Source organism: Nocardia paucivorans NBRC 100373 (assembly GCF_000308675.1).
In the GTDB taxonomy this organism is placed as follows: domain Bacteria; phylum Actinomycetota; class Actinomycetes; order Mycobacteriales; family Mycobacteriaceae; genus Nocardia; species Nocardia paucivorans.
The window spans coordinates 90365-113010 of record NZ_BAGE01000057.1; the positions used below are offsets into that span (position 1 = coordinate 90365).

General features: G+C 64.8%; 20 protein-coding genes. 7 read left to right on the forward strand and 13 right to left on the reverse strand.

Annotation, left to right across the window (positions count from 1 at the left end; all coding sequences use genetic code 11):
- Positions 1-4 precede the first annotated feature (4 nt).
- The gene (locus ON32_RS21000) at positions 5-535 is read right to left on the reverse strand and encodes a DUF3558 domain-containing protein (protein ID WP_051133527.1); all 531 of its coding nucleotides are present in this window, start codon (positions 533-535) and stop codon (positions 5-7) included.
- 360 nt (positions 536-895) lie between these two features.
- On the opposite strand from ON32_RS21000, the gene ON32_RS21005 reads away from it, so the two are divergent.
- Positions 896-1123: a hypothetical protein gene (locus ON32_RS21005; protein ID WP_157224278.1), complete on the forward strand. Its 228-nt coding sequence runs from the start codon at positions 896-898 to the stop codon at positions 1121-1123.
- A gap of 28 nt (positions 1124-1151) precedes the next feature.
- On the opposite strand, the gene hppD is transcribed toward ON32_RS21005, so the two are convergent.
- Positions 1152-2351 carry a 4-hydroxyphenylpyruvate dioxygenase gene (gene hppD / locus ON32_RS21010; protein ID WP_040792692.1) on the reverse strand — a complete coding sequence of 400 codons (1200 nt, stop codon included), beginning with the start codon at positions 2349-2351 and terminating at the stop codon, positions 1152-1154.
- 126 nt (positions 2352-2477) lie between these two features.
- Between hppD and ON32_RS21015 the strand changes: the two genes are divergently transcribed.
- Entirely contained in the window at positions 2478-3005 is a 528-nt protein-coding gene (locus ON32_RS21015; protein ID WP_040792693.1) for an Lrp/AsnC family transcriptional regulator, read from the forward strand.
- A gap of 29 nt (positions 3006-3034) precedes the next feature.
- Here ON32_RS21015 and ON32_RS21020 read toward each other — a convergent pair whose 3' ends face one another.
- A complete protein-coding gene (locus tag ON32_RS21020; RefSeq protein ID WP_040792694.1) occupies positions 3035-4009 on the reverse strand; it encodes an NADPH:quinone oxidoreductase family protein in 975 nt (324 codons plus the stop codon).
- Positions 4010-4333: 324 nt separating this feature from the next.
- On the opposite strand from ON32_RS21020, the gene ON32_RS21025 reads away from it, so the two are divergent.
- Positions 4334-5110, forward strand: a complete 777-nt coding sequence (locus tag ON32_RS21025) for an acyl-[acyl-carrier-protein] thioesterase (RefSeq protein WP_040792695.1) — start codon at positions 4334-4336, stop codon at positions 5108-5110.
- 92 nt (positions 5111-5202) lie between these two features.
- Here the strand turns inward: ON32_RS21025 and ON32_RS21030 are convergent, their stop codons facing one another.
- Positions 5203-6879, reverse strand: a complete 1677-nt coding sequence (locus ON32_RS21030; protein ID WP_040792696.1) for an FAD-dependent oxidoreductase — start codon at positions 6877-6879, stop codon at positions 5203-5205.
- 174 nt (positions 6880-7053) lie between these two features.
- Here ON32_RS21030 and ON32_RS21035 point away from each other — a divergent pair, with 174 nt between their 5' ends.
- Positions 7054-7545, forward strand: coding sequence for a SixA phosphatase family protein (locus tag ON32_RS21035; protein WP_040792697.1), 492 nt, complete (start codon positions 7054-7056; stop codon positions 7543-7545).
- Between the two features lie 65 nt (positions 7546-7610).
- Here the strand turns inward: ON32_RS21035 and ON32_RS21040 are convergent, their stop codons facing one another.
- Positions 7611-7811: a hypothetical protein gene (locus ON32_RS21040; RefSeq protein ID WP_040792789.1), complete on the reverse strand. Its 201-nt coding sequence runs from the start codon at positions 7809-7811 to the stop codon at positions 7611-7613.
- 184 nt (positions 7812-7995) lie between these two features.
- Here ON32_RS21040 and ON32_RS21045 point away from each other — a divergent pair, with 184 nt between their 5' ends.
- From ON32_RS21045 to ON32_RS21055, 3 genes are all read left to right on the forward strand, one after another.
- Positions 7996-8451 (forward strand): MerR family transcriptional regulator, encoded by a 456-nt coding sequence (locus tag ON32_RS21045; protein WP_245551200.1) that lies wholly within the window; start codon positions 7996-7998, stop codon positions 8449-8451.
- 176 nt (positions 8452-8627) lie between these two features.
- The gene (locus ON32_RS21050; RefSeq protein ID WP_040792698.1) at positions 8628-8942 is read left to right on the forward strand and encodes a GNAT family N-acetyltransferase; all 315 of its coding nucleotides are present in this window, start codon (positions 8628-8630) and stop codon (positions 8940-8942) included.
- Complete coding sequence (locus ON32_RS21055) at positions 8935-9912, forward strand: pirin family protein (protein WP_040792699.1); 978 nt, start codon at positions 8935-8937, stop codon at positions 9910-9912. The genes ON32_RS21050 and ON32_RS21055 overlap by 8 nt, the downstream gene beginning before the upstream one ends.
- Here ON32_RS21055 and ON32_RS21060 read toward each other — a convergent pair.
- From ON32_RS21060 to rplJ, 8 genes are all read right to left on the reverse strand, one after another.
- Positions 9909-10382, reverse strand: a complete 474-nt coding sequence (locus ON32_RS21060; protein WP_040792700.1) for an SRPBCC family protein — start codon at positions 10380-10382, stop codon at positions 9909-9911. The two genes, ON32_RS21055 and ON32_RS21060, sit on opposite strands and share 4 nt — an antisense overlap.
- A complete protein-coding gene (locus ON32_RS21065) occupies positions 10379-10711 on the reverse strand; it encodes an ArsR/SmtB family transcription factor (protein ID WP_040792701.1) in 333 nt (110 codons plus the stop codon). Before ON32_RS21065 ends, ON32_RS21060 begins: the two co-directional genes overlap by 4 nt.
- 294 nt (positions 10712-11005) lie before the next feature.
- Entirely contained in the window at positions 11006-11734 is a 729-nt protein-coding gene (locus ON32_RS21070; protein WP_040792702.1) for a hypothetical protein, read from the reverse strand.
- Positions 11735-11967: 233 nt separating this feature from the next.
- Positions 11968-15921 carry a DNA-directed RNA polymerase subunit beta' gene (locus ON32_RS21075; RefSeq protein WP_040792703.1) on the reverse strand — a complete coding sequence of 1318 codons (3954 nt, stop codon included), beginning with the start codon at positions 15919-15921 and terminating at the stop codon, positions 11968-11970.
- A 106-nt stretch (positions 15922-16027) separates the two neighbouring features.
- Positions 16028-19537, reverse strand: coding sequence for a DNA-directed RNA polymerase subunit beta (gene rpoB, locus ON32_RS21080; protein ID WP_040792704.1), 3510 nt, complete (start codon positions 19535-19537; stop codon positions 16028-16030).
- Between the two features lie 607 nt (positions 19538-20144).
- A complete protein-coding gene (locus ON32_RS21085; protein ID WP_085995236.1) occupies positions 20145-21212 on the reverse strand; it encodes an ABC transporter ATP-binding protein in 1068 nt (355 codons plus the stop codon).
- A 257-nt stretch (positions 21213-21469) separates the two neighbouring features.
- On the reverse strand, positions 21470-21856 hold the full coding sequence (gene rplL, locus ON32_RS21090) for a 50S ribosomal protein L7/L12 (RefSeq protein ID WP_040792705.1): 387 nt from the start codon (positions 21854-21856) through the stop codon (positions 21470-21472).
- A 66-nt stretch (positions 21857-21922) separates the two neighbouring features.
- The gene (gene rplJ / locus ON32_RS21095; RefSeq protein WP_040792706.1) at positions 21923-22462 is read right to left on the reverse strand and encodes a 50S ribosomal protein L10; all 540 of its coding nucleotides are present in this window, start codon (positions 22460-22462) and stop codon (positions 21923-21925) included.
- Positions 22463-22646 lie beyond the last annotated feature (184 nt).

Genomic DNA, 22646 nt, shown 5'->3' on the forward strand with positions numbered 1-22646 from the left:
GTCCTCATTTCAATCGCTGGATGGTCAGCTCGGCGAGTTTGCGGTTCTTCGCGCACGGATCGGCCTCTCTGCTTCCGAAGATCCCCGCGCTGCTGGACCATTCGAAGAAGTCGTCGTCGAGTTGGACCGCGAAGTCACAGATACCACCGTCCAGCGTGGCGTCCTGGAAACCGGGATGGCCCATGACCTCGATCCGCTGCGGATTACGCCCCTGCGCGGTGACCCAGGCCAACTCACGGTCGATCGGACTGCCGCGATACCACGCGAAGGTCACGCTGGGCGAACCGATCCCTGCCGCCTGCCAATTGCATCCCACGGCGTTCTTGAAGGCCTGGGCCGACGGTCCCAGCCCCGCGATCGTGCTCACCTCCTCATCGGTGACATGGCCGCATTCACCCGCGAACGGCCCCAGTGGGACGACCTTCGGCGGCGGCCGCAGCGACCCGGCCGAATCATCCGAATCACCCTCCGCCCCGCAGGCCGACACCAGCAAGGCCAGGGCCAGCCCGCCGATGATCATTCGCGCCATCCGCATGCCCACGACTCTACCGAGCACCATCCGTTCCGACGGCCCGAGACGACGAACCCATCGCGATGATCCGACCGAACCGACCCCGGCCGAAAAGAACGCCCTTGCTTCCCGACCATCACCTCCCTAGACTGACACTCGTTCCAAAATATTTGTTTTCCAACAACTTTGGGACAACGGGGGCGGTTCGATCATCTATCGGGAGGGGGTTCGTTCTTCTTCGTCATGACCGAGGTCGTCCATGGGAGGCCGCTCGATCGGCCGGCATGAGAGCTCGATGTCGTGCACCGAATACACGCCCCATCGATTTGCTCGCACGAACACTGCTCGCACGAACACTGCTTGCACAAGACGCATGGAGCTCACATGAAAAACGCTATGCGAACGGCCCTGATCACTGCGTTCATCGGCATCACACTGACCGTGTCCTCGGGAATCGCGACGGCGACGAACGCCATTATCGGCTATTACCCGGACCAGCGGACCTGCATGAGGACCGGGGAGAAAATGTTCGGCCCCTGGCACGGCCAGTTCTGGTGCGACCCCATGGAGAACGGCACATGGCGATTGCGTCACGGTTCCGCGGAGCCGTGATACGTCCCGAGCGCGCCCACCACACCGCTCACAGGTTTCCCCGGGCGTTCTGTTCTCGCTCTATCGCCTGAAAGAGCGCCTTGAAATTACCTTTGCCGAAGCCCGGGGAACCGTGACGTTCGATCAGCTCGAAGAACACCGTGGGCCGATCGGTCAGCGGTTTGCAGAAGATCTGCAGCAGATAACCGTCCTCATCACGATCGACCAGAATGCCACGGCACTGCAATTCCTCGATGGGAACGCGAACCTCACCGATGCGGGCGCGTAGTTCCGGATCGCGGTAATAGGCATCGGGGGTGGACAGGAATTCCACGCCCTCGCGGCGCAGGTGATCGACGCAGGCCAGGATATCGGAGGTGGCCAAGGCCACATGCTGGACACCGGGTCCACGATAGAACTCCAGATATTCGTCGATCTGGGAACGCTTGGGACCGACGGCCGGTTCGTTGAGCGGGAATTTCACCCGGTGATTGCCATTGGCGACCACCTTGCTCATCAAGGCCGAGTATTCGGTGGCGATATCGTCGCCGATGAATTCGGCCATATTGGTGAAACCCATAACCCGCCGGTAGAAGTCGACCCATTCGTCCATCCATCCCAATTCGACATTGCCCACCACATGATCGATCTCCTGGAACAGTCGAGCGGGGGCATCGGGCCGGGGGCGGTAGGTCGAGGTGCGCGCAACATAACCGGGTAGATACGGACCGGTATAGCGGGAGCGATCCACGAGGGTGTGGCGGGTTTCGCCGTAGGTCGCCAGGGCGGCGCTGCGAACGGTGCCGAATTCGTCGCTCTCGTCGTACGGTTCGACCAGTACGGTGGCCCCGTGGTCTCGGGCCCAACGCACACAGCGGTCCACATCGGCGACCTCGAGCGCGATATCGACGACGCCGTCACCGTGCCGGCGGTGATGCGCGATGAGCGGACTGTCCGGGTCGACGGCCCCCCGCACCACGAAACGCACCCCACCGCTGCACAGCACGAACGCCTTGTGATCCCGGTTGCCGGTCTCCGGCCCGGAATACGCCACCAGCCGCATCCCGAACGCCGATTCCAGGAAGTGCGCGGTCTGCGTGGCATTGCCGACCACCCATACCAGGGCGTCCCAGCCGATTACCGGAAAAGGATCGGTGGTGATGTCGTGATCGACCAGGCCGACGAGTTCGCGCAACCCGCCGACGGCGGGGGTGGGCCGCCAAGCCTCCGAAGCGGGCGCGATGGTCATACAACCAGGAAATCTCCACTCCGGTGAGTAGGCAACACCACGCCCGAACGGTGAACACTCTGGTGAATCGGCCCAGTGATCGCCCGGAAATGCTGGACAATTCGACCAGCAGAACGGAGGGCAGCCATGTCTCGTACACCGGCGAAACTGGACGAGCTCGATCTCGCCATCCTGACCGCCATGCACCGGTACCAGAGGGCCGGGGTGCTCGAGTTGTCCCGGCGCACCCGAGTGGCGCGGGCGACCGTGCAATCCCGGATCAACCGCATGGAAGAGGCCGGCATCATCGCCTCCTACGATCCGCAGATCGACATCGCCGCCGCAGGTTTCGACGTACAGGCATTCGTCACCCTGGAGATAGCCCAGGGCGCGCTGGACGTGCTGGCAGGCGAATTGGCGGCGATCCCCGGGGTCCTCGAGGCATACGCGACGACCGGGAGCGGCGATGTGCTGTGCCGGATCGGGGCCGACTCCCATGCGGGGTTGCAGGAGGTGCTGCTCAGCATCGACCGGACGAGCTCGGTGGTCCGGTCGCACAGTGTCATCGTGCTGTCCACCGTGGTCCCCCGCCGGGTTCTACCGCTACTGAGCACCCGGATCGCCACCGGCGCCACCAAGGCCCCCGCCTATCGGAATACCCGCGCGCCCGACTAGTGGTGTTCACCCGACCCGGGCGGTCACATTCAGCGCAGTGTGACGACAACCTTTCCGGCGGCAGTGCGGTTCTCCAGCGAGGCCACCGCTTCGGCGGCCTTGTCCAGCGGGAACAACACCGGCTGCGGCGGCGCGATCGCCCCGGAGGCCAGCAGGGGCTCCACCTCGGCCCACTGTTCGGCCAGATAGCCCGGATGCGACATCATCCAGGCACCCCACCCTGCGCCGACCACCTCGACATTGTTGAGCAGCAGCCGGTTCACCTTGACGGTAGGGATTTCCCCGCCGGTGAAACCCACCACCAGCAAGCGGCCCGCCGGCGCCAGCGAACGGATGCTGTCGGTGAACCGGTCCCCGCCCACCGGGTCGAGCACGATATCCACGCCCCGGTTGTCGGTCAACTCCTTGACCTGGGCCAACCAGCCGTCGGTGAGTACCACGTCGGTGGCCCCATTGGCCCGCGCGACCTGCGCCTTCTCTTCGGTGCTGACCACGGCGATCACCCGCCCCGCCCCGAGGGCCGCGGCCATCCGCAGCGTCGAGGTGCCGATACCGCCCGCGGCCCCGTGAACCAGCACGCTCTCGCCCCCGGCCAGCCGACCACGCGTGCGGAGGCTGAAATGCACGGTGAGGTCGTTGAACAGAATTCCCGCGCCGGCCTCCATCGAGATGTTGTCCGGTAGTCGGAACACCATCTCCGTGGGAACCACCGTCACCTCGGCCATGGCATTGCCGATCATGGTGAGAGCGACCACCCGATCGCCCGGTTTCACATGCGCGCCCTCGGGAGCCGTACGGACCACGCCCGCGACCTCGCCACCGACGATATAGGGCATCTCGGGCTTCATCTGGTACAGCCCGCGCGTCATCAGCACGTCAGGGAAGGCCACTCCGGCCGCGTGTACCTCGATGACCACCCCGCCCGGAAAGGTCTGCGGTTCCGGGACGTCGACGATCTCGATCGCTTCCGGTCCGTCGAGCCTGCTGACCTGAGCTGCGCGCATGTGCCGACCTCTCTGTCCGTGCCGTCGACGCTGTCCATCGCGTCGAATGGTCCTCCGCATCCACCTAACCGTCTCATCTGGGCTGCTGTCCAGATACTCGGACCCGCCGAACGACACCGCTCCGATACGGCGGGAGGTCGCGACTCGCCCGATATCACCCCCGGCGAGGTGGGGACCACCACGACACCGACCACCGATCGGCCGTCGGTACCAGGTCCGACGATCGGGCGGCTCACCGCAAGAATATGACGCACGCCCCGTAAAGTCGTCTCATAAGAGCACCGCAGGAGTACCGCGGCACACCGTGCAGCGCGAGGAGCACAAGTGTCACTCGACCAGCCACTCGCCCCGCTTCCCCAGGAGGGCAGGGGCTTCGCTTCCACGTGGCCCGTCCGGGCCGGCGATGTGGATCCGTACAACCGGGTGCGGCTCGACAGTATCGCCCGCTACCTGCAAGACATCGCGTGGGAAGAGCTGCAGCAGTCGATGCTGGAGCGCACCGATCCCGCCTGGATCGTCCGCCGCACGGTCATCGATGTGGTCCGCCCCATCCTGTGGCCGGACCGGGTGCATCTACTGCGCTGGTGCTCGGCCATGTCCACCCGCTGGACCAATATGCGGGTTCGGATAACCAGTGAAAGCGGCGGCCTGGTCGAAACCGAGGGTTTCTGGATCAATATCAACGAGTCGAACAATATGCCGGCTCGTATCAGCGACGAGGGGCTGGCATATCTGGCGCGCACCACCCAGGACCAGCGGCTGCGCTGGCGGCCCTGGCTCGTCGACACCACCCCGCCGGAATCGGACACCGATCTGCCGTTCCCGCTGCGCGCCACCGATATCGACCAGTACAACCACGTCAACAATGCGAGCTACTGGCAGGCCGTGGAACAGTTCCTGGTGGACTATCCCAAACTGGTGAGCAACCCCCATCGCGCCGTTATCGAATACATGGCGCCGGTGCTGGCCCGCCAACACATAAGCATCCGCAGCCGGTACGAATCCGGTGACCGCGCCGAGGGCCGGCCCACCCTGCGCCTCTGGTTCGTCGTCGACGGAACCACGACCACCGCCGTCCGAATCATGCCCCTCCCGCACTGACCCGACAGCGGTGCGCAGCCACAAAGATCCCGGATCACCGCCACGCGGGATCGCGCCGGCGAGACCGGCGCGATCGCACACGGTGGCGATGCTCAGGCGCCGCCCTTGGCGGCCTGCAGCAAATCGGGCCGGGTGGTGAACTTGACCCGCGGTCGTCCCGCGGACTTACCGGCGCTGCGTTCGGCCTGGTCGATGGCCTTCCAGCCGACCCGGTCGACCAGATCCGGTTGCCGCTGCTCGACCAGGGCTCGCAATGCCGCGCGGTCCCAGCTCGGGGCGGGAAGTTTGCCCGCGATGAAATCGGCGATCAACGCCTCCACCGTTTCCTCGGCGTCGACCCGGTTGGAGCCGATCACCCCGCGTGGCCCGCGTTTGATCCAGCCGCTCACATACACCCCCGTCAGCGGGCCGCCGTCCGCGCCGATGACCCGTCCATGCTCGTTCGGCACCACGGCGCGGCTTTCGTCGAAGGGCAGGTCCGGCACCGGTTCGCCGCGATAGCCGATCGAGCGCAGCACCAACGAGGTGGGCAGGCTGCCGGTGCGCTCGGTTGCCCGGGCGATCGATTGCCCGTCCTGTTCGACCAATTCGTTGTGCACGTATTCCAGCCCCTCGACCCGGTCGGTGCCGGTGATCGCGGTCGGCGAGACCAGATAGCGGAAGACGATGCGCTTGTTGGCCTCGTCGCGGGGGGCTGCGGCGAATTCCTGGGCCAGTGTGTATTTCAGGTGCAGCGACGGTTCCACGTCCGAACTGTCGATCAATGCCCGCCCGGACGGATCGAGTTCCAGTTCGGCCGGATCGATCACCACATCGACGCCCTGCAGATGCGCCAGCGCCAAGAATTCCGGTGAGGTGTAGGCGGCCTGCAACGGGCCCCGCCGGCCCAGGATGACCACTTCGCGGATCTTGCTCTGGCGCAAGGCTTCCAGGGCATGGTCGGCGATATCGGTTTTGGCCAGTTCGTCCGGGTCTACGGTGAGCACCCGCGCGACGTCGAGAGCGACATTGCCGTTGCCGACGATCACGGCCCGCTCACCGGACAGATCGAAGGTCCGGTCGGCGTAATCGGGGTGGCCGTTGTACCAGGCCACGAATTCGGTGGCGGAGTGGCTGCCGGGCAGGTCCTCACCGGGTACGCCCATCTGCCGGTCGGAGGCCGCGCCGACAGCGTAGATGACGGCATGATGGTGCGCGAGCAGTTCCTCGTGCGTGATGTGCGTGCCGACCTCGACATTCAGGTAGTACTGCAGGGTGTCGCGGCGGAACGCCGATTCGAACATGCTCGCCACCGATTTGGTGCCCGGGTGGTCGGGGGCAACCCCCGCGCGGACCAGCCCCCAGGGTGTCGGCAGTCGGTCGAATAGTTCGACCTGTACATCGGCGCGGCGCAACAGTTCGTCGGCCGCGTAGCAGGCGGCCGGGCCGGCGCCGACAATGGCGACCCGTAGGGTGCCCAGATCCTTCGGCGGACGCACCGGACTGGTCAGCGGATCCAGGTTCGATTCCAATGGGTGCCGCTTGAACCAGGCGGCATTGATATCCCGGAACCGGGCCAGCGACGCGCTCAGATCGTCTTCGGAGAAGATGGCCTCCACGGGGCACGCGTCCACGCAGGCGCCGCAGTCGATGCAGGTGTCGGGGTCGATGTAGAGCATCTCGGTCGTGGCGAATTCCGGCTGGTCCGGAGTCGGACGGATGCAGTCGACCGGGCACTCGGAAACGCAGCTCGCGTCGTTGCAACAACGCTGCGTGATTACGTAGGCCATTTGTGCAGATCCTCGAAGACTTATGTGCGGGTTGTGGCCGCGCCGGGTTGCGACGGGCGGTTGCGTCCGGCGGGTACGCGCTCGGGATCGCCGAGACACCATTACTGTGACGCAGCATTCAGTGTGCCTCGAGTGTGGCGGGCGTCTCCTCTCGGGAGGACCTACGGTAGCCCCATGACACGCACCCTGATCCTGATGCGGCACGGTAAATCGGCATATCCACCCGGTGTCGACGACCACGACCGCCCGTTGACATCACGCGGCCGGCGGGAGGCGGGACTGGCCGGACAGTGGTTGCGTGATACCCAGCCGCCGATCGACGCGGTGCGCTGTTCCACGGCGGTCCGCACCCGGGAAACCCTCACAGCCACCGGGATCACGGCGCCGGTCGTCTTCGATCGGGATATCTACGAGGCATCCGAGGAAACGCTGATCGAGCTGGTCCGACTGTGTGATCCGGAGGTGGCGACCCTACTCGTGATCGGCCACGCGCCGGGCATGCCGCGGACCGCGTGGGAGCTGGCGGCCGATCACGACACCGACGACGCCATCCGACTCGCCCGCAAGTTCTCCACCTCGGCACTGGCGGTGCTCCGGTTCGACCGTCCCTGGGATCGAATCGACTCCGGCACCGCGGAGCTGGTGAGCTTTCATATTCCGCGCTGATCTTCCGCGCTGATCCGTATGATCTCCGCGCCCCGGCACGGAGACGATATATCGGCCCGGTGGGATCAGCGCAGCAGTTTGCCGCCGAACACCACGATGCCGCCGAGCAGCACCAGTAGTACGAAGGCGGCGAAACCCCCGAATGCCCACCAGACCACACCGAGCGCCACCACAAACGGCGCGACCGCGATGGCGGCGATCACCGGGTTCTCTTTGACCGTCGCCCAGGCCGCGCGGCTCCGGACCCGATCTATCTCTTTACCCATGAGATCAGGGTAGGCCGAGTTCACGCGGCCGGGGCGGATGTCGAGGCCACCGACCGATAATCGAACTTGCTTGGAGTTCACTCCAGGTGGCTAGCGTTGTCAACCGAACCGGTTCGACGAAACGAACCGCGCTCGGCCGGGCAGAACCCGGTCGAAAACCGGAAATCGGTGGGAGGGCGATCAGGTGGGTATTCCCGTACCTACGCGGAGCAGCGACCCGAGCCGGGAGCAACCGCGTTATTCGATCGGCGAGGTGGCCCAGCGCTGTGGGCTGAGCCGGGACACACTGCGCTGGTACGAACGGATCGGTCTACTGTCCTATATCGGCCGGGACCATACCGGCCGACGCCGGTTCAGCGAGCATGACCTGGAGTGGCTCACCCTCATCACCCACCTGCGCTCGACCGGTATGTCGGTGGCGGATATGGTCCGCTACGCGGAACTGGTGCGGGCCGGTGAAGGCACCTGCCCCGAGCGGCTCGCCATGTTCCGGAAAACCCGCACCGATACGCTCGCCCGGATCGCCGAACTACAACAAACCGTGGCGATTCTGGACAGCAAGATCGCCCTGTACGAGAAGCGTGTTTCCGAGCTCGGCGATACCGATCGAGCAGCACGACGAAGGGATACACCGGCATAACCGCCTCGCCTCGCACCACCCGAGCCGGGTTCCCCGGGGGACACTCGCCCCACACTTCGGCCGCCTCGCTGGGTACGCTGACGTGGACGGCAGTGTCCACCCAGGACACGGTCCCGGGATGGAGAGGACGACGGCCGACGCCCCACCTGTCCCGGACACGGAAGGAGATCGGATCCATGACCGAATCAACCGTGCAGAGCAGGGTGACCCGCAACGACGACCGGCGGCGCTACGAGATCTTCTACGGCGACAACCTGGCCGGATTCGCCGAATACGTCGAGCGTCCCGAGCAAACCGTCTTCACCCACACCGAGGTGGATTCGGCATTCGGTGGTAAGGGTCTGGGCAGCAAGCTCGCCGAATACGCCGTGCGCGACACGATCGAACGCGGTCGAACGATCGTGCCCCGGTGCGAGTTCATCAAGGCGTACCTCGACAAGCACCCCGAGTACGGCGCCCACATTGCCGATGAGGACACCGGCGGTGAGTAACCTGGAGCCGCATCCCGAGGCAACATTGTGCGAACCGGCGCCGGGCCCCGGCCCGGTTGCGGTGTTGTACCCGGCGCGCGAAGTGCCATTGGGTGGGGTGCGCGGCGTATACGTCGAGCGAACCCTGCCGCAACGCGAACTACCGACCGTCGGGGCGTGGTGTTTTCTCGACTATTTCGGCGCCCCGTCACTCACCTCCACCACCGACAGCCCACCCGATATCGACCCCCATCCGCATATCGGGCTGCAAACCGTCACCTGGCCGCTGGAAGGCATGATCCGACATCGCGATTCGGTGGGCTCGGATGTGCGGATCGAGCCCGGCCAACTCAATCTGATGACCTCCGGTCACGGTATCGCCCACTCCGAATACACGGTCCCGCATGCTCCCGCCGGACGCGGCCTACAGTTCTGGGTCGCGCTGCCCGGCGACCGCCGCAATATCGCTCCCCACTTCGAACAGCACCGTGAACTGCCCACCTACGAGGTGCCGGGACTGACGGCCACCGTGCTGCTCGGCGAACTGGCCAGGGTGACCTCGCCGGCGACCGTCTACACCCCGCTGGTCGGCGCCGATATCCGAATCGCCCCGCACACCACCGCGACGGTCCCATTGCGCCCCGAGTTCGAACACGCCCTGCTCGCGATTCGGGGTGAGCTGACCGCGGCCGAAACCGAGCTACACCCCGGACCACTGCTGTACTTGGGTTCCGACCGGAGCGAATTGACCTTGAACACCTCCGAGGGTGCTCGGTTCATGCTGATCGGCGGCACTCCGTTCGGCGAGGAGTTGGTGATGTGGTGGAACTTCGTGGGCCGCGACCACGAAGAGATCGCCGCCGCCCGCCGGGACTGGGCCAACCACGACACCACACGGTTCCCGGATATCGCCGGACACTCTCCACAGGAACGAATTCCGGCGCCGCCCATGCCCGCCCTACATCTCAAACCCCGCAAGCGCGGGTTCTAGTTCGCGAGCAACTCGTCCAGGGCTCGGTAGCTCTGCTCCAGGCCCTCGGCCATTCCCGAGCCGAGCATGCCGTCACGTTCGGCCGGAGTGTGGAATTGACTGACCGTGACCACTTTGGTTCGCCCGTCGCCGAGGTCGATGAAGGTCGCGCTCTCGATCGAGACATGGGCGGGCATACCGTCCCATTCGAAGGACTGCATGATCCGCTCCTGCGGCACGATCTCCCGGAAGCGCCCTTCGAAGCCATTGGTTTCGCCATCGGCGTGTTCGACGAAACGCCAGTGTCCGCCCTTGCGGAACTCCCACCGCTCGATATCGATCCGATTGCCCCGACCCCACCACTGGGCCAGCTGTTCGATCCGGCTGTAGGCATTCCACACCCGCTCGCGAGAGGCGTTGAAGATCCGCTCGACCCGAATCTCCCGATCCCCTTCGGCGGTTACAGTGGCGTTGTTGACGGCTGTGGTCATCTGTCCTGCTCCGTTCGTTCGAGGAATTCACCAAGACGGTCCATCCGGGCTTCCAGCATGCGCCGGTAGCTCTGCATCCAGGCCACCTCCCGTTCGAATACATCGGGTCCGATCCGGCAGTACCGGACCCGGCCCCGTTTCTCCGTGATCACCATCCCCGCGTCCTCGAGTAGCCGGATGTGCTTCTTGATGCCGGTGAGGGTCATCGAGAAACTTTCCGCCAGCTCACTGACGGTGGCGGGGCCACGGCCGAGCCGCTCGAGGATGCCCCGCCTGGTGGGGTCCGCGAGCGCCCCGAAGGAGGCGTCCAAGAAATCATACTGAACCATCTAGTTCAGTATTGGCACTCGCGACGTCTCTGTCAAGCCGACCGAGCCGCCAGATTTCCGGAGGTAACCGATCCCTTGCCCTGGCGGCCTCGGCGAGAATCGAACCCGCGTGGTTCCGAGTGAGAGTCGGAGCGCCCATACCAGCAGAGCAACTGCGCCGTGTGCGCAAAAGCGCGTCCCGCGATATGCCGACCGTAGGAGACGAGGGGCACGCGTCAGGACACGCCCGATTCTCGACGCCGAGCACGCCTGCTCATGCGCGGCACCGAAGATCCACTCGCACCGCTGCAGCGGTCACCGCTCGTAGACGGTATTGCTGAATCGACCGAAATCGCGCGCCGTAATCCTCATCGGATACAACCCGTGACCCTCCATCGCCGGAAGCGCGGATGCCGACAAGGTGCCGGATGGCGGAACGAAGGCACCGGAGAAATTATTGAGATCGGGCACCTCATAGTTACCCGCGCGGCCTCTGATCCGCACCTCACCGGCAGCACTCACCGTATCGCCCGGCCCGAGAACCAGCGCAGCGTGATTGAATCGCCGATCGTCGATACGCTCGGGAAGGATCGGCAGGGTTCCATCCGAGCGAACGACATAGATGAACAGATCGGAATCGGACTTCTCGATCATCCGGTCGAATTCGGGCGTTCCCGGCCGCGGGAGGTTCGCCAAATCATCGGACAAACCGGACTCTCGCAGCCGGGCACGAGTATTCGCCACCATGTTGTCGTGATGCCTGTACACCTCTTGCAACGACCGCTTACCCGACAGGTAGGACTGCCACCAACTCGTGTGCAGCTCGTAATGCACCGGATCGGGTAACTCCCGGAAGGGAGGCGGAACCACGATTTCGGAACGGCCCCCCGAAAGCTCGGCACGCGGACCGCTGCGCGCGAGCAGGTCCACCCCTTCCTGCTGCGCCTGTTGCATCCGGTGCAGTAGTTCACCGATCGGTTTGCTCGTGAGCTCCCGGAAAATCGCCTGATTGTTCGCGGCGAGGACGAGGAGATCATCGGTCAACCGATCGGCAAGTTGCTGTAGTCGAGCAGCAAGTCGTGCATACAAGTGACCGGACCATCTCCCACGTGCCCCATGTTCCGGCTCCAACAATACGAAGTCGATACCGCACACAGCGCCCGATCGGAGCAAAGGGCAGACCGGGCCACATCACCACCGCACAAACAGACCGCCGAATGCGATTCGGCCCCGCACCGAGAACGGTACGGGGCCGAATCCTGCCTGCGATCAATACGTCAGCGGTAGTCGCTGAATCCGTAGTCGTCGAGCGGAACCGCGGCACCGGTGGTCTGACCGAAACCCTCCGGGCTGTAGTAGGTGTCGTCGTAGGACGGCACCGCGTACGCCGCGGCACGAGCCTCCTCGGTCGGCTGAACCTGGATATTGCGGTACCGGTTGATACCGGTACCGGCCGGGATCAACTTACCGATGATCACGTTCTCCTTGAGACCGATGAGCTTGTCGGAGCGGCAGTTGATGGCCGCATCCGTCAGGACTCGGGTGGTCTCCTGGAAGGACGCCGCCGACAGCCACGAATCGGTGGCCAGCGACGCCTTGGTGATACCCATCAGCACCGGGCGACCCGCGGCCGGCTCACCACCCTCGGCGACGACCCGACGGTTGGCCGCCTCGAACTCCGCCCGCTCGGTGAGCGAACCGGGCAGGAACTCGGTGGAGCCGGAGTCGATGATCGTCACGCGACGCAGCATCTGCCGGACGATGACCTCGATGTGCTTGTCGTGGATGGACACACCCTGGCTCCGGTAGACCTCCTGGACCTCGTGGACCAGGTGGATCTGCACCTGCCGGGGACCCATCACCCGCAGCACCTCGTGCGGGTCCGCCGCACCTTCCAGCAGCTGCTGGCCGACCTCGACGTGGTCGCCGTCGGACAGCAGACGCTCGGTGCCGTCGTCGTGCTTGAACACGCGCAGCCGCTGACGCTTGGACAGCTTGTCGTAGACCACTTCGTCACCACCGTCGTCCGGGATGATGGTGATCTTGTAGAAGCGGTCGTCGTCCTCCAGCCGCACTCGGCCCGAAACCTCGGCGATCGGCGCCTTGCCCTTGGGCACACGGGCCTCGAAGAGCTCCTGCACACGCGGCAGACCACCGGTGATGTCGTCACCGGCGACACCACCCTGGTGGAAGGTACGCATGGTCAGCTGGGTACCGGGCTCACCGATGGACTGGGCGGCGACGATACCGACGGCCTCACCGATATCCACCAGCTTGCCGGTCGCCATGGAGCGGCCGTAGCAGGTGGCGCAGACACCGGTGCCGGTGCCGCAGGTCAGCACGGAGCGGACCTTCACCTCGGTGATACCGGCCTCCAGCAGCGCCTCGATCGCCGGATCGCCCAGATCGGCGCCCTTGGCGACGATGACGTTGCCGTTCTCGTCGAGCGCGTCGGCGGCCAGCGTGCGGGCGTAGGCGGAGGTCTCCACGTGCGGATCACGGATGAGAGTGCCATCGGGCATCTTCTCCGCGATGTGCACCGTGATACCGCGCTCGGTACCGCAATCGTGCTCGCGCACGATGACATCCTGCGAAACGTCCACCAGACGACGGGTCAGGTAACCCGAGTCGGCGGTGCGCAGCGCGGTGTCGGCCAGACCCTTACGCGCACCGTGGGTGTTGATGAAGTACTCCAACACCGTCAGACCCTCACGGAAGGAGGACTTGATCGGCCGCGGGATGAACTCACCCTTCGGGTTGGTCACCAGACCCTTCATACCGGCCAGGGTTCGGGTCTGGGTGAAGTTACCGGTGGCGCCCGAGTCGACGATCGTGATGATCGGGTTGTCGGCCGGGTAGTGCGCCCGCAGCGCCTTACCGACCTCTTCGGTGGCCTCCTGCCAGATCTTGACCAGGGCGTTGTTGCGCTCGGTGTGGTCGAGCGCACCACGCTGGTACTTCTTCTCGATCTGGTCGGACTGCGCCTCGTAGCGCTCCATGATCTCGGTCTTCTCCGGCGGAACCAGAACGTCCGACATGGAGACGGTGACCCCGGAGCGGGTGGCCCAGTAGAAGCCCGCGTCCTTGAGCTTGTCCACGGTCTGCGCGACCACGATCATCGGGTAGCGCTCGGCGAGATCGTTGATGATCGTCGCCTGCCGCTTCTTCGGCATCTGCTCGTTGACGAACGGGTAGTCCCCGGGCAGCAGCTCGTTGAACAGCACCCGACCCAGCGTGGTCATGGTGGTCCAGGCATCGCCGGGACGCCAGCCGTTCGGGAACAGCTCCGCCTCGACATCCTTCGGCGGACGCTGGTCCTTCAACCGCACCTTGATCAGCGAACGCACGGTCAGCTCACCACGGTCGACCGCCATCTGGGCCTCGGCGGGCGAGGAGTACACGCCCCGCTCGGGACCGTTCTCGTCGGCCGGCCGGTACTCGCCCTTGGCGCCTTCCTCGTGCCGGGTCAGGTAGTACAGACCGGTCACCATGTCCAGACGGGGCATGGCCAGCGGTCGACCCGATGCGGGCGAGAGGATGTTGTTCGACGACAGCATCAGGATGCGCGCCTCTGCCTGCGCCTCCGCCGACAGCGGCAGGTGCACGGCCATCTGGTCACCGTCGAAGTCGGCGTTGAACGCCTCACACACCAGCGGGTGCAACTGGATGGCCTTACCTTCCACCAGCTGCGGCTCGAAGGCCTGGATGCCCAGACGGTGCAGGGTGGGCGCACGGTTGAGCAGCACCGGGTGTTCGGCGATGACCTCTTCGAGGACATCCCACACCTGCGGCCGCTGCCGCTCCACCATCCGCTTGGCGGACTTGATGTTCTGCGCGTGGTTCAGATCGACCAGGCGCTTCATCACGAACGGCTTGAACAGCTCCAGCGCCATCAGCTTGGGCAGACCACACTGGTGCAGTTTCAGCTGCGGACCGACGACGATAACCGAACGGCCGGAGTAGTCGACGCGCTTACCGAGCAGGTTCTGCCGGAACCGGCCCTGCTTACCCTTGAGCAGATCCGACAGCGACTTCAGCGGGCGGTTACCCGGCCCGGTGACCGGACGACCGCGGCGGCCGTTGTCGAACAGGGCGTCCACGGACTCCTGCAGCATCCGCTTCTCGTTGTTGACGATGATCTCGGGGGCGCCGAGGTCGATCAGTCGCTTGAGGCGGTTGTTGCGGTTGATGACACGCCGATACAGGTCGTTCAGGTCGGAGGTGGCGAAACGGCCACCGTCGAGCTGCACCATCGGGCGCAGCTCCGGCGGAATCACCGGAACGGCGTCGAGCACCATGCCCATGGGCGAGTTGTTGTTCGCCTGGAACGCCGCGACGACCTTGAGCCGCTTGAGCGCGCGCAGCTTCTTCTGGCCCTTACCGGTGCGGATGGTTTCCCGCAGCGCCTCGGCCTCGGCGTCGATGTCGAAGTTCTCCATCAGCTTCTGGATGGACTCCGCGCCCATCGCGCCGGTGAAGTACTCGCCGTAACGGTCCTGCAGCTCGCGGTAGAGCACCTCGTCCACGATCAGCTGCTTGGGCGCGAGCTTGACGAAGGTGTTCCAGATCTCATCGAGCCGGTCCAGCTCACGCTGGGCGCGGTCGCGGATCTGCTTCATCTCGCGCTCGCCACCGTCCTTGACCTTGCGGCGCACATCGGACTTGGCGCCCTCGGCCTCCAGCTCGGCCAGGTCGGCCTCCAGCTTCTGGGCGCGGGCCTCGAGGTCGGCATCGCGCTGATCGGCGACGGCCTTCTTCTCGACCTCCATCTCCGCCTCGAGGGTGGACAGCTCGTTGTGCCGCATCTCCTCGTCGACGCTGGTGATGACGTAGGCGGCGAAGTAGATGATCTTCTCCAGATCCTTCGGCGCCAGGTCGAGCAGGTAGCCGAGCCGGCTCGGCACGCCCTTGAAGTACCAGATGTGGGTGACCGGGGCGGCAAGTTCGATATGCCCCATCCGCTCACGCCGCACCTTGGCGCGGGTCACCTCGACACCACACCGCTCACAGATGATGCCCTTGAAGCGGACACGCTTGTACTTACCGCAGTAGCACTCCCAGTCCCGGGTGGGACCGAAGATCTTCTCGCAGAACAGGCCGTCCTTCTCCGGCTTGAGCGTGCGGTAGTTGATGGTCTCCGGTTTCTTCACCTCGCCGTAGGACCACTGGCGAATGTCGTCGGCGGTGGCCAGACCGATCCGGAGTTCATCGAAGAAGTTGACGTCTAGCACGTAACTTCCTTTCCCCTGTGCGGGTCGAATACGAGCAAAAGTTCTCTAGTTGTCGAGCACGACGGCCGGATACCGATCCTTGCGGTCACGGCATCCGGCCCTCGCCTCAGTTCGCCAGATCGTCGACGGTGGCCGATTCGTTCCGGGACAGGTTGATGCCCAGATTGGCCGCCGCACGCTCCAGATCCTCGTCGTCCCCGTCGCGCATCTCGATGGCGGCACCCTCGGCCGACAGCACCTCGACATTGAGGCACAGGGACTGCAGCTCCTTGAGCAACACCTTGAACGATTCGGGGATACCGGGTTCGGGGATGTTCTCGCCCTTGACGATGGCCTCGTAGACCTTGACTCGGCCGACCACGTCGTCGGACTTGATGGTGAGCAGCTCCTGCAGGGTGTAGGCGGCGCCGTAGGCCTGCATGGCCCAACATTCCATCTCACCGAAACGCTGACCACCGAACTGGGCCTTACCACCCAGCGGCTGCTGGGTGATCATCGAGTACGGGCCGGTCGAGCGGGCGTGGATCTTGTCGTCCACCAGGTGGTGCAGCTTCAGGATGTACATGTAGCCGACCGCCACCGGGTACGGGAACGGCTCACCGGAACGCCCATCGAACAACACGGCCTTACCGTCGGCGTCGACCATGCGCTCACCGTCGCGGTTGGGCAGCGTCGAGGCCAGCAGTCCGGCCAGCTCCTCCTCGCGGGCGCCGTCGAACACCGGGGTGGCGATATTGGAGTTCGGTGGCGCCTCCCACATCTGCTCGGGCAGCTTCTGCGCCCACTCGGGATCGCCCTCCACCTTCCAACCGGCCTTACCGATCCAGCCCAGATGGGTCTCCAGGATCTGACCGATGTTCATACGCCGCGGCACACCGTGGGTGTTCAAGATGATGTCGACCGGAGTGCCGTCCGGCAGGAACGGCATGTCCTCGGTCGGCAGGATCTTGCCGATAACACCCTTGTTGCCGTGGCGACCGGCCAGCTTGTCGCCGTCCTGGATCTTGCGCTTCTGCGCCACGTACACCCGGACCAGCTCGTTGACACCCGGGGGCAGATCGTCCTCGTCCTCCCGCGAGAAGACCCGGATCCCGATCACCTTGCCGGACTCACCATGGGGCACCTTCAACGAGGTATCGCGCACCTCGCGGGCCTTTTCGCCGAAGATCGCCCGCAGCAGCCGCTCCTCCGGCGTCAGCTCCGTCTCACCCTTCGGGGTGACCTTGCCGACCAGGATGTCGCCGTCACGCACCTCGGCACCGATACGCACGATGCCCCGCTCGTCCAGATCGGCGAGCACCTCGTCGGACACGTTCGGGATATCGCGGGTGATCTCCTCGGCGCCCAGCTTGGTGTCGCGAGCATCGATCTCGTGCTCCTCGATGTGAATCGAGGTCAACACATCCTCTTCCACCAACCGCTGCGACAGGATGATGGCGTCCTCGTAGTTGTGTCCCTCCCACGGCATGATGGCCACCAGCAGGTTCTTGCCCAGCGCCATCTCGCCGTTCTCGGTGCAGGGCCCATCGGCGAGCACCTGACCGGCCTCGACCCGCTGACCCTCGTCCACGATCGGCCGCTGGTTGGCACATGTGCCCTGGTTCGACCGCGCGAACTTGCGCATCCGGTACGACCGACGGGTTCCGTCGTCGGCGGCCACGGTCACGTAGTCGGCGGAGACCTCCTCCACCACACCGGCCTTCTCGTTGACCACCACGTCACCGGCGTCCACCGCGGCCCGCAGCTCCATACCGGTACCCACGATCGGAGCCTCCGACCGGATCAACGGCACCGCCTGACGCTGCATATTCGCGCCCATCAGCGCACGGTTGGCGTCGTCGTGCTCGAGGAACGGAATCATGGCGGTCGCCACCGACACCATCTGCCGCGGCGATACGTCCATGTAGTCGACCTCGGTGGCCGCGACGTACTCCATCTCCTCGTTACCGCGGCGGCACAGCACCCGGTCCTCGACGAAGTAGCCGTCGGCGTCCACCGGCGAGTTGGCCTGGGCCCGAACGTGCCGGTCCTCCTCGTCGGCGGTCAGGTACACGACCTCGTCGGTGACCCGACCGTTGACCACCTTGCGATACGGGGTCTCGATGAAACCGAAGGGGTTCACCCGCGCGTACACCGACAGCGAACCGATCAGGCCGATGTTCGGGCCTTCCGGGGTCTCGATCGGGCACATACGGCCGTAGTGCGAGGGGTGCACGTCACGCACCTCGAGGCCGGCGCGCTCACGGGACAGACCACCCGGACCCAGCGCCGACAGACGACGCTTGTGGGTCAGGCCCGACAGGGGGTTGTTCTGGTCCATGAACTGCGACAGCTGCGAAGTCCCGAAGAACTCCTTGATCGCCGCCACGACCGGACGGATGTTGATCAGGGTCTGCGGGGTGATGGCCTCCACGTCCTGGGTGGTCATCCGCTCGCGGACCACCCGCTCCATGCGGGACAGACCCACCCGGATCTGGTTCTGGATCAGCTCGCCGACGGTGCGCAGACGACGGTTGCCGAAGTGGTCGATATCGTCGACCTCGACCGGCACCTCGACACCGCCCGGGGCGGTCATCGTCTTGTCACCGGCGTGCAGGCGCACCAGGTACTCGATGGTGGCGACGATGTCCTCACGGGTGAGCACCGAACCGGTGATCGGCTCGCCCGGGTGCAGGCCGAGCTTCTTGTTGACCTTGTAGCGGCCGACCCGCGCCAGGTCGTAGCGCTTCTCCTTGAAGAACAGATTCTCCAACAGGGTCTGCGCCGACTCCTTGGTCGGCGGCTCGCCCGGACGCAGCTTGCGGTAGATATCGAGTAGCGCCTCGTCCTGACCCGCGGTGTTGTCCTTCTCCAGGGTGGACATCATGATCTCGGAGAAGCCGAACCGCTCGACGATCTGCTCATTGGTCCAGCCCAGAGCCTTGAGCAGCACGGTGACGGGCTGACGGCGCTTGCGGTCGATACGCACGCCGACGGTGTCACGCTTGTCGACGTCGAATTCCAACCACGCACCGCGACTGGGGATGATCCGAACGCTGTGCAGGTCCTTTTCGGTGCCCTTGTCGACGGAGTGGTCGAAGTACACACCCGGCGAACGGACCAGCTGGGAGACCACCACGCGTTCGGTGCCGTTGATGATGAAGGTGCCCTTGTCGGTCATCATCGGGAAATCACCCATGAAGACCGTCTGGCTCTTGATCTCACCGGTGTTGTTGTTGATGAACTCCGCGGTGACGAACAACGGCGCCGCGTAGGTCATGTCCTTGTCCTTGCACTCCTCGATGGAGGCCTTGACCTCCTCGAAGCGCGGATCCGAGAAGGACAGGGACATGGATCCGGAGAAGTCCTCGATGGGCGAGAGCTCCTCGAGCACCTCTTCGAGTCCGCCGAGCATCCCGCCGTCGCCGCGAGCGGCGGCACGCTCGCGCCATTCCGGCGAGCCGATCAGCCAGGCGAACGATTCGGTTTGTAGGTCGAGAAGACCGGGCACCTCCAGCGGTTCTCGGATCTTCGCGAATGACACCCGCAACGGGGCGCCGGGGATACCCCCGGCAACAGCCGGCTTCGAATTGGCGCTTGTCTGGGTGGAGACTGCCAAGATGCGTCCTTCCAGCACCTCACGCGTGTCGCGTGGCGGTTCGCGACCGTCGCTTGTCTGCTACATGGTTGTTGAGATTCTCGCTGGTTACACCCCGAACGAGACTCGAGCAGCCAACAACGGAAGTAACACCGGAAGGTGAACTTACGTGTGCAAATCGAGGTATGGACAGGAGGCAGCCAGCGCAACGTCCAAACCTACACCTACCTACACGGAGGTGTCAAAGTACCACCGGCGCGGAATCCTCCACGGCCGGCACGCCGGGCAGGCCCTTCGCTGGCTGCGTCGGAGCCGGCCACATCACACCTCGGTCGCCGATATCCATCGGTAGCGATCCACGCGATGACCGTCGGTGCCTCGACGACGACCACCATTGCTCCCAATAGCGTGACTGGTCCGGCGAAGCTCGTCAAGTGGCCACTCCTACCTGGGGCCGGCCAGATCTCCTGCCGCACTACAAGATCACCTTTTCGACCCGGAACGATCGCGCCGACCCGGCCGACGGATGGGCCGCGCCGGGAGGGGTCACAACGCACAGGGCGGGCCGGGGATACCGACGCGCCCTGTGCGACTCGAGGACCTGCGGCCGGCCTTACGGACGGACCACGCCTCACAGTGGTGCAAATCACATAGTGGGAGAGATCCGCTCGGTCGGCGGGTCGTACGACACTCCCTTGTCGAGAGCGGAGTTGTAGGCCATCACCTGGGTGTCGTCGTTCTCTTCGAGCGATTCCTGAATCGCCGCCTGCGCCGCGGGGGGCAGGGTGTGCATGATCTGGCGGACCCGTTCCTTGCGCCGCTGTACCGCCTGCCGCACCGGCATACCCGGGGTGGCTCGCATCTGCGGGATGATGCCCTCGATCTCCTCGGCACCGCCGTGGTGATGACCGGCATCGACGAGCGCCTGCTCGCGCGCCATCTGCGCCTCGTCCTTCTCCTCGGACATACCGATCGGACCGATCATGCGACCGTTGAGGAACTGCTTGACCACCGGCTCGTCACTGGTCAGCAGCACCTCGCGGGGACCGAACATCACCAGCTGGCGGCGGAACAGCATGCCGATGTTGTCGGGGACCGTACGGGCCAGGTTGATGTTGTGCGTCACGATCAGGATCGTGGCGTCGATCTGGGCATTGATATCGATCAGCAGCTGGCTCAGATACGTGGTGCGCACCGGGTCCAATCCGGAGTCCGGCTCGTCGACCAGGATGATCTGCGGATCCAACACCAGAGCGCGGGCCAGGCCGGCACGTTTGCGCATACCACCGGAGATCTCACCGGGCAGCTTGTTCTCGGCCCCGAGCAGACCGGTCAGCTCCAGCTTCTCCATGACGATCTTGCGAATTTCGCTCTCCGACTTCTTCGTGTGCTCACGAAGCGGGAATGCCACATTGTCGAAGAGGTTCATCGAACCGAACAGCGCGCCGTCCTGGAACAGCACGCCGAAAAGTTTTCGGATCTCGTACAGCTCCTTGTTGGAGCAGGTGGTGATATCGGTGTCGCCGATATAGATGGAACCGCGTTCCGGACGCAGCAGACCGATCAACGACTTCAGGAATACGGATTTACCGGTACCGGAGGGACCGAGCAGCGCGCTCACCTCACCGGCCGGCAGAGTAAGGGAAACGTCCTGCCAAATCCGCTGTGAACCGAACGATTTGGTTACACCCTCGGTCCTGACCTCGACGCCCACGCCAACCTCCACAATTCTCAGCGAGCAGCCCACCCGCGAATACACACACGCCGATAGTGGTGCGTCACGTCACAGTGGGTTCGGCCACTGTATCGCATGGAGACCACCCACGTACATCTCCATCCGACCGAATGGTAAGCATGGTTTTCGGCCGAAAAGCGATCCGAATCACCCTCTTCGCCGATCGACTCGCCACCGTGACCAAAGAAAATGGGCGGCCCCGCAGAGCCGCCCATTTTCGATGAATTCGGTCGTAATTATTTGACCGTAACCTTGGCGCCGGCGCCTTCCAGCTTCTCCTTGGCAGCGTCGGCGGCCTCCTTGGCGACCTTCTCCAGGATCGGCTTCGGAGCACCCTCGACGAGGTCCTTGGCCTCCTTCAGGCCCAGGCCGGAGACGATCTCGCGGACCACCTTGATGACCTGGATCTTCTTGTCGCCGGCAGCCTCGAGGATGACGTCGAACTCGTCCTGCTCCTCGGCGGCGGCGGCCTCGCCACCGGCCGCGGGGACACCGGCGGCCGCGACGGCGACCGGAGCGGCAGCGGTGACCTCGAACTTCTCCTCGAACTTCTTCACGAAGTCGGCGAGCTCGAGCAGGGTCATGTTGCCGAAGGTTTCGAGCAGCTCGTCAACGTTGGCCATTGGTATTTCCTTTCGGTCGTTTCTGTGCAAGCGCGGTGGACACCACGCCGCGGGTAGGGATGCGGATCACTCCGCGGCGTCGGCCCCGCCTTCGGCCTGCTTCTTCTCCTGCAGCGCGGCGGCCAGGCGGGCCACCTGCGAGGCGGGAGCGTTGAACAGACCCGCGGCCTTGGCCAGGTTGCCCTTCATGGCACCGGCCAGCTTGGCCAGCAGCACCTCGCGGGAATCCAGGTCGGCGATCCGCTCGACCTCGGCCACGGACAGCGGCGCGCCGTCCATGTAGCCGCCCTTGATCACGAGCTGCTTGTTCTCCTTGGCGAAGGTCTTGAGCGCCTTGGCGGCATTGACCGGTTCGCCTTCGATGAACGTGATCGCGGTGGGCCCAACGAACAGATCGTCCAGGCCTTCCACGCCCGCTTCGGCCGCAGCACGCTTCACCAGGGTGTTCTTGGCGACGGAGTACGTGGCCTCGGCACCGAGCTCACGGCGCAGCCGGGTGAGATCACCCACGGACAGGCCACGGTATTCCGTGACGACGGTGGCCGTCGAGCTCTTGAACTTCTCGACGATCTCCGCGACCGCGGCGACCTTTTCGGGTTTCGCCATACTTCGCCTCCTCTCTGATGGTCGGTTCGGGTGCACTACCGATCAGAGGGCCGGCAAAAGAACAAGCGCCCCGAACGCAGAGCGTCCCGGGGCGCACAGGAAACACCGAATCATGACGAAAAAGCCATGCTATGGAGTCCCAGCCTCGGTTCTCCCTGCGTGGGCCGCCGGCACTTTCGCCGGA

Excerpts from the sequence above, each read along its gene's own strand:
- ON32_RS21000 (WP_051133527.1), bottom strand. The coding sequence starts at position 535 with ATGCGGATGGCGCGAATGATCATCGGCGGGCTGGCCCTGGCCTTGCTG.
- ON32_RS21005 (WP_157224278.1), top strand. The coding sequence starts at position 896 with ATGAAAAACGCTATGCGAACGGCCCTGATCACTGCGTTCATCGGCATC.
- hppD (WP_040792692.1), bottom strand. The coding sequence starts at position 2,351 with ATGACCATCGCGCCCGCTTCGGAGGCTTGGCGGCCCACCCCCGCCGTC.
- ON32_RS21015 (WP_040792693.1), top strand. The coding sequence starts at position 2,478 with ATGTCTCGTACACCGGCGAAACTGGACGAGCTCGATCTCGCCATCCTG.
- ON32_RS21020 (WP_040792694.1), bottom strand. The coding sequence starts at position 4,009 with ATGCGCGCAGCTCAGGTCAGCAGGCTCGACGGACCGGAAGCGATCGAG.
- ON32_RS21030 (WP_040792696.1), bottom strand. The coding sequence starts at position 6,879 with ATGGCCTACGTAATCACGCAGCGTTGTTGCAACGACGCGAGCTGCGTT.
- ON32_RS21035 (WP_040792697.1), top strand. The coding sequence starts at position 7,054 with ATGACACGCACCCTGATCCTGATGCGGCACGGTAAATCGGCATATCCA.
- ON32_RS21040 (WP_040792789.1), bottom strand. The coding sequence starts at position 7,811 with ATGGGTAAAGAGATAGATCGGGTCCGGAGCCGCGCGGCCTGGGCGACG.
- ON32_RS21050 (WP_040792698.1), top strand. The coding sequence starts at position 8,628 with ATGACCGAATCAACCGTGCAGAGCAGGGTGACCCGCAACGACGACCGG.
- ON32_RS21060 (WP_040792700.1), bottom strand. The coding sequence starts at position 10,382 with ATGACCACAGCCGTCAACAACGCCACTGTAACCGCCGAAGGGGATCGG.
- ON32_RS21065 (WP_040792701.1), bottom strand. The coding sequence starts at position 10,711 with ATGGTTCAGTATGATTTCTTGGACGCCTCCTTCGGGGCGCTCGCGGAC.
- rplL (WP_040792705.1), bottom strand. The coding sequence starts at position 21,856 with ATGGCCAACGTTGACGAGCTGCTCGAAACCTTCGGCAACATGACCCTG.
- rplJ (WP_040792706.1), bottom strand. The coding sequence starts at position 22,462 with ATGGCGAAACCCGAAAAGGTCGCCGCGGTCGCGGAGATCGTCGAGAAG.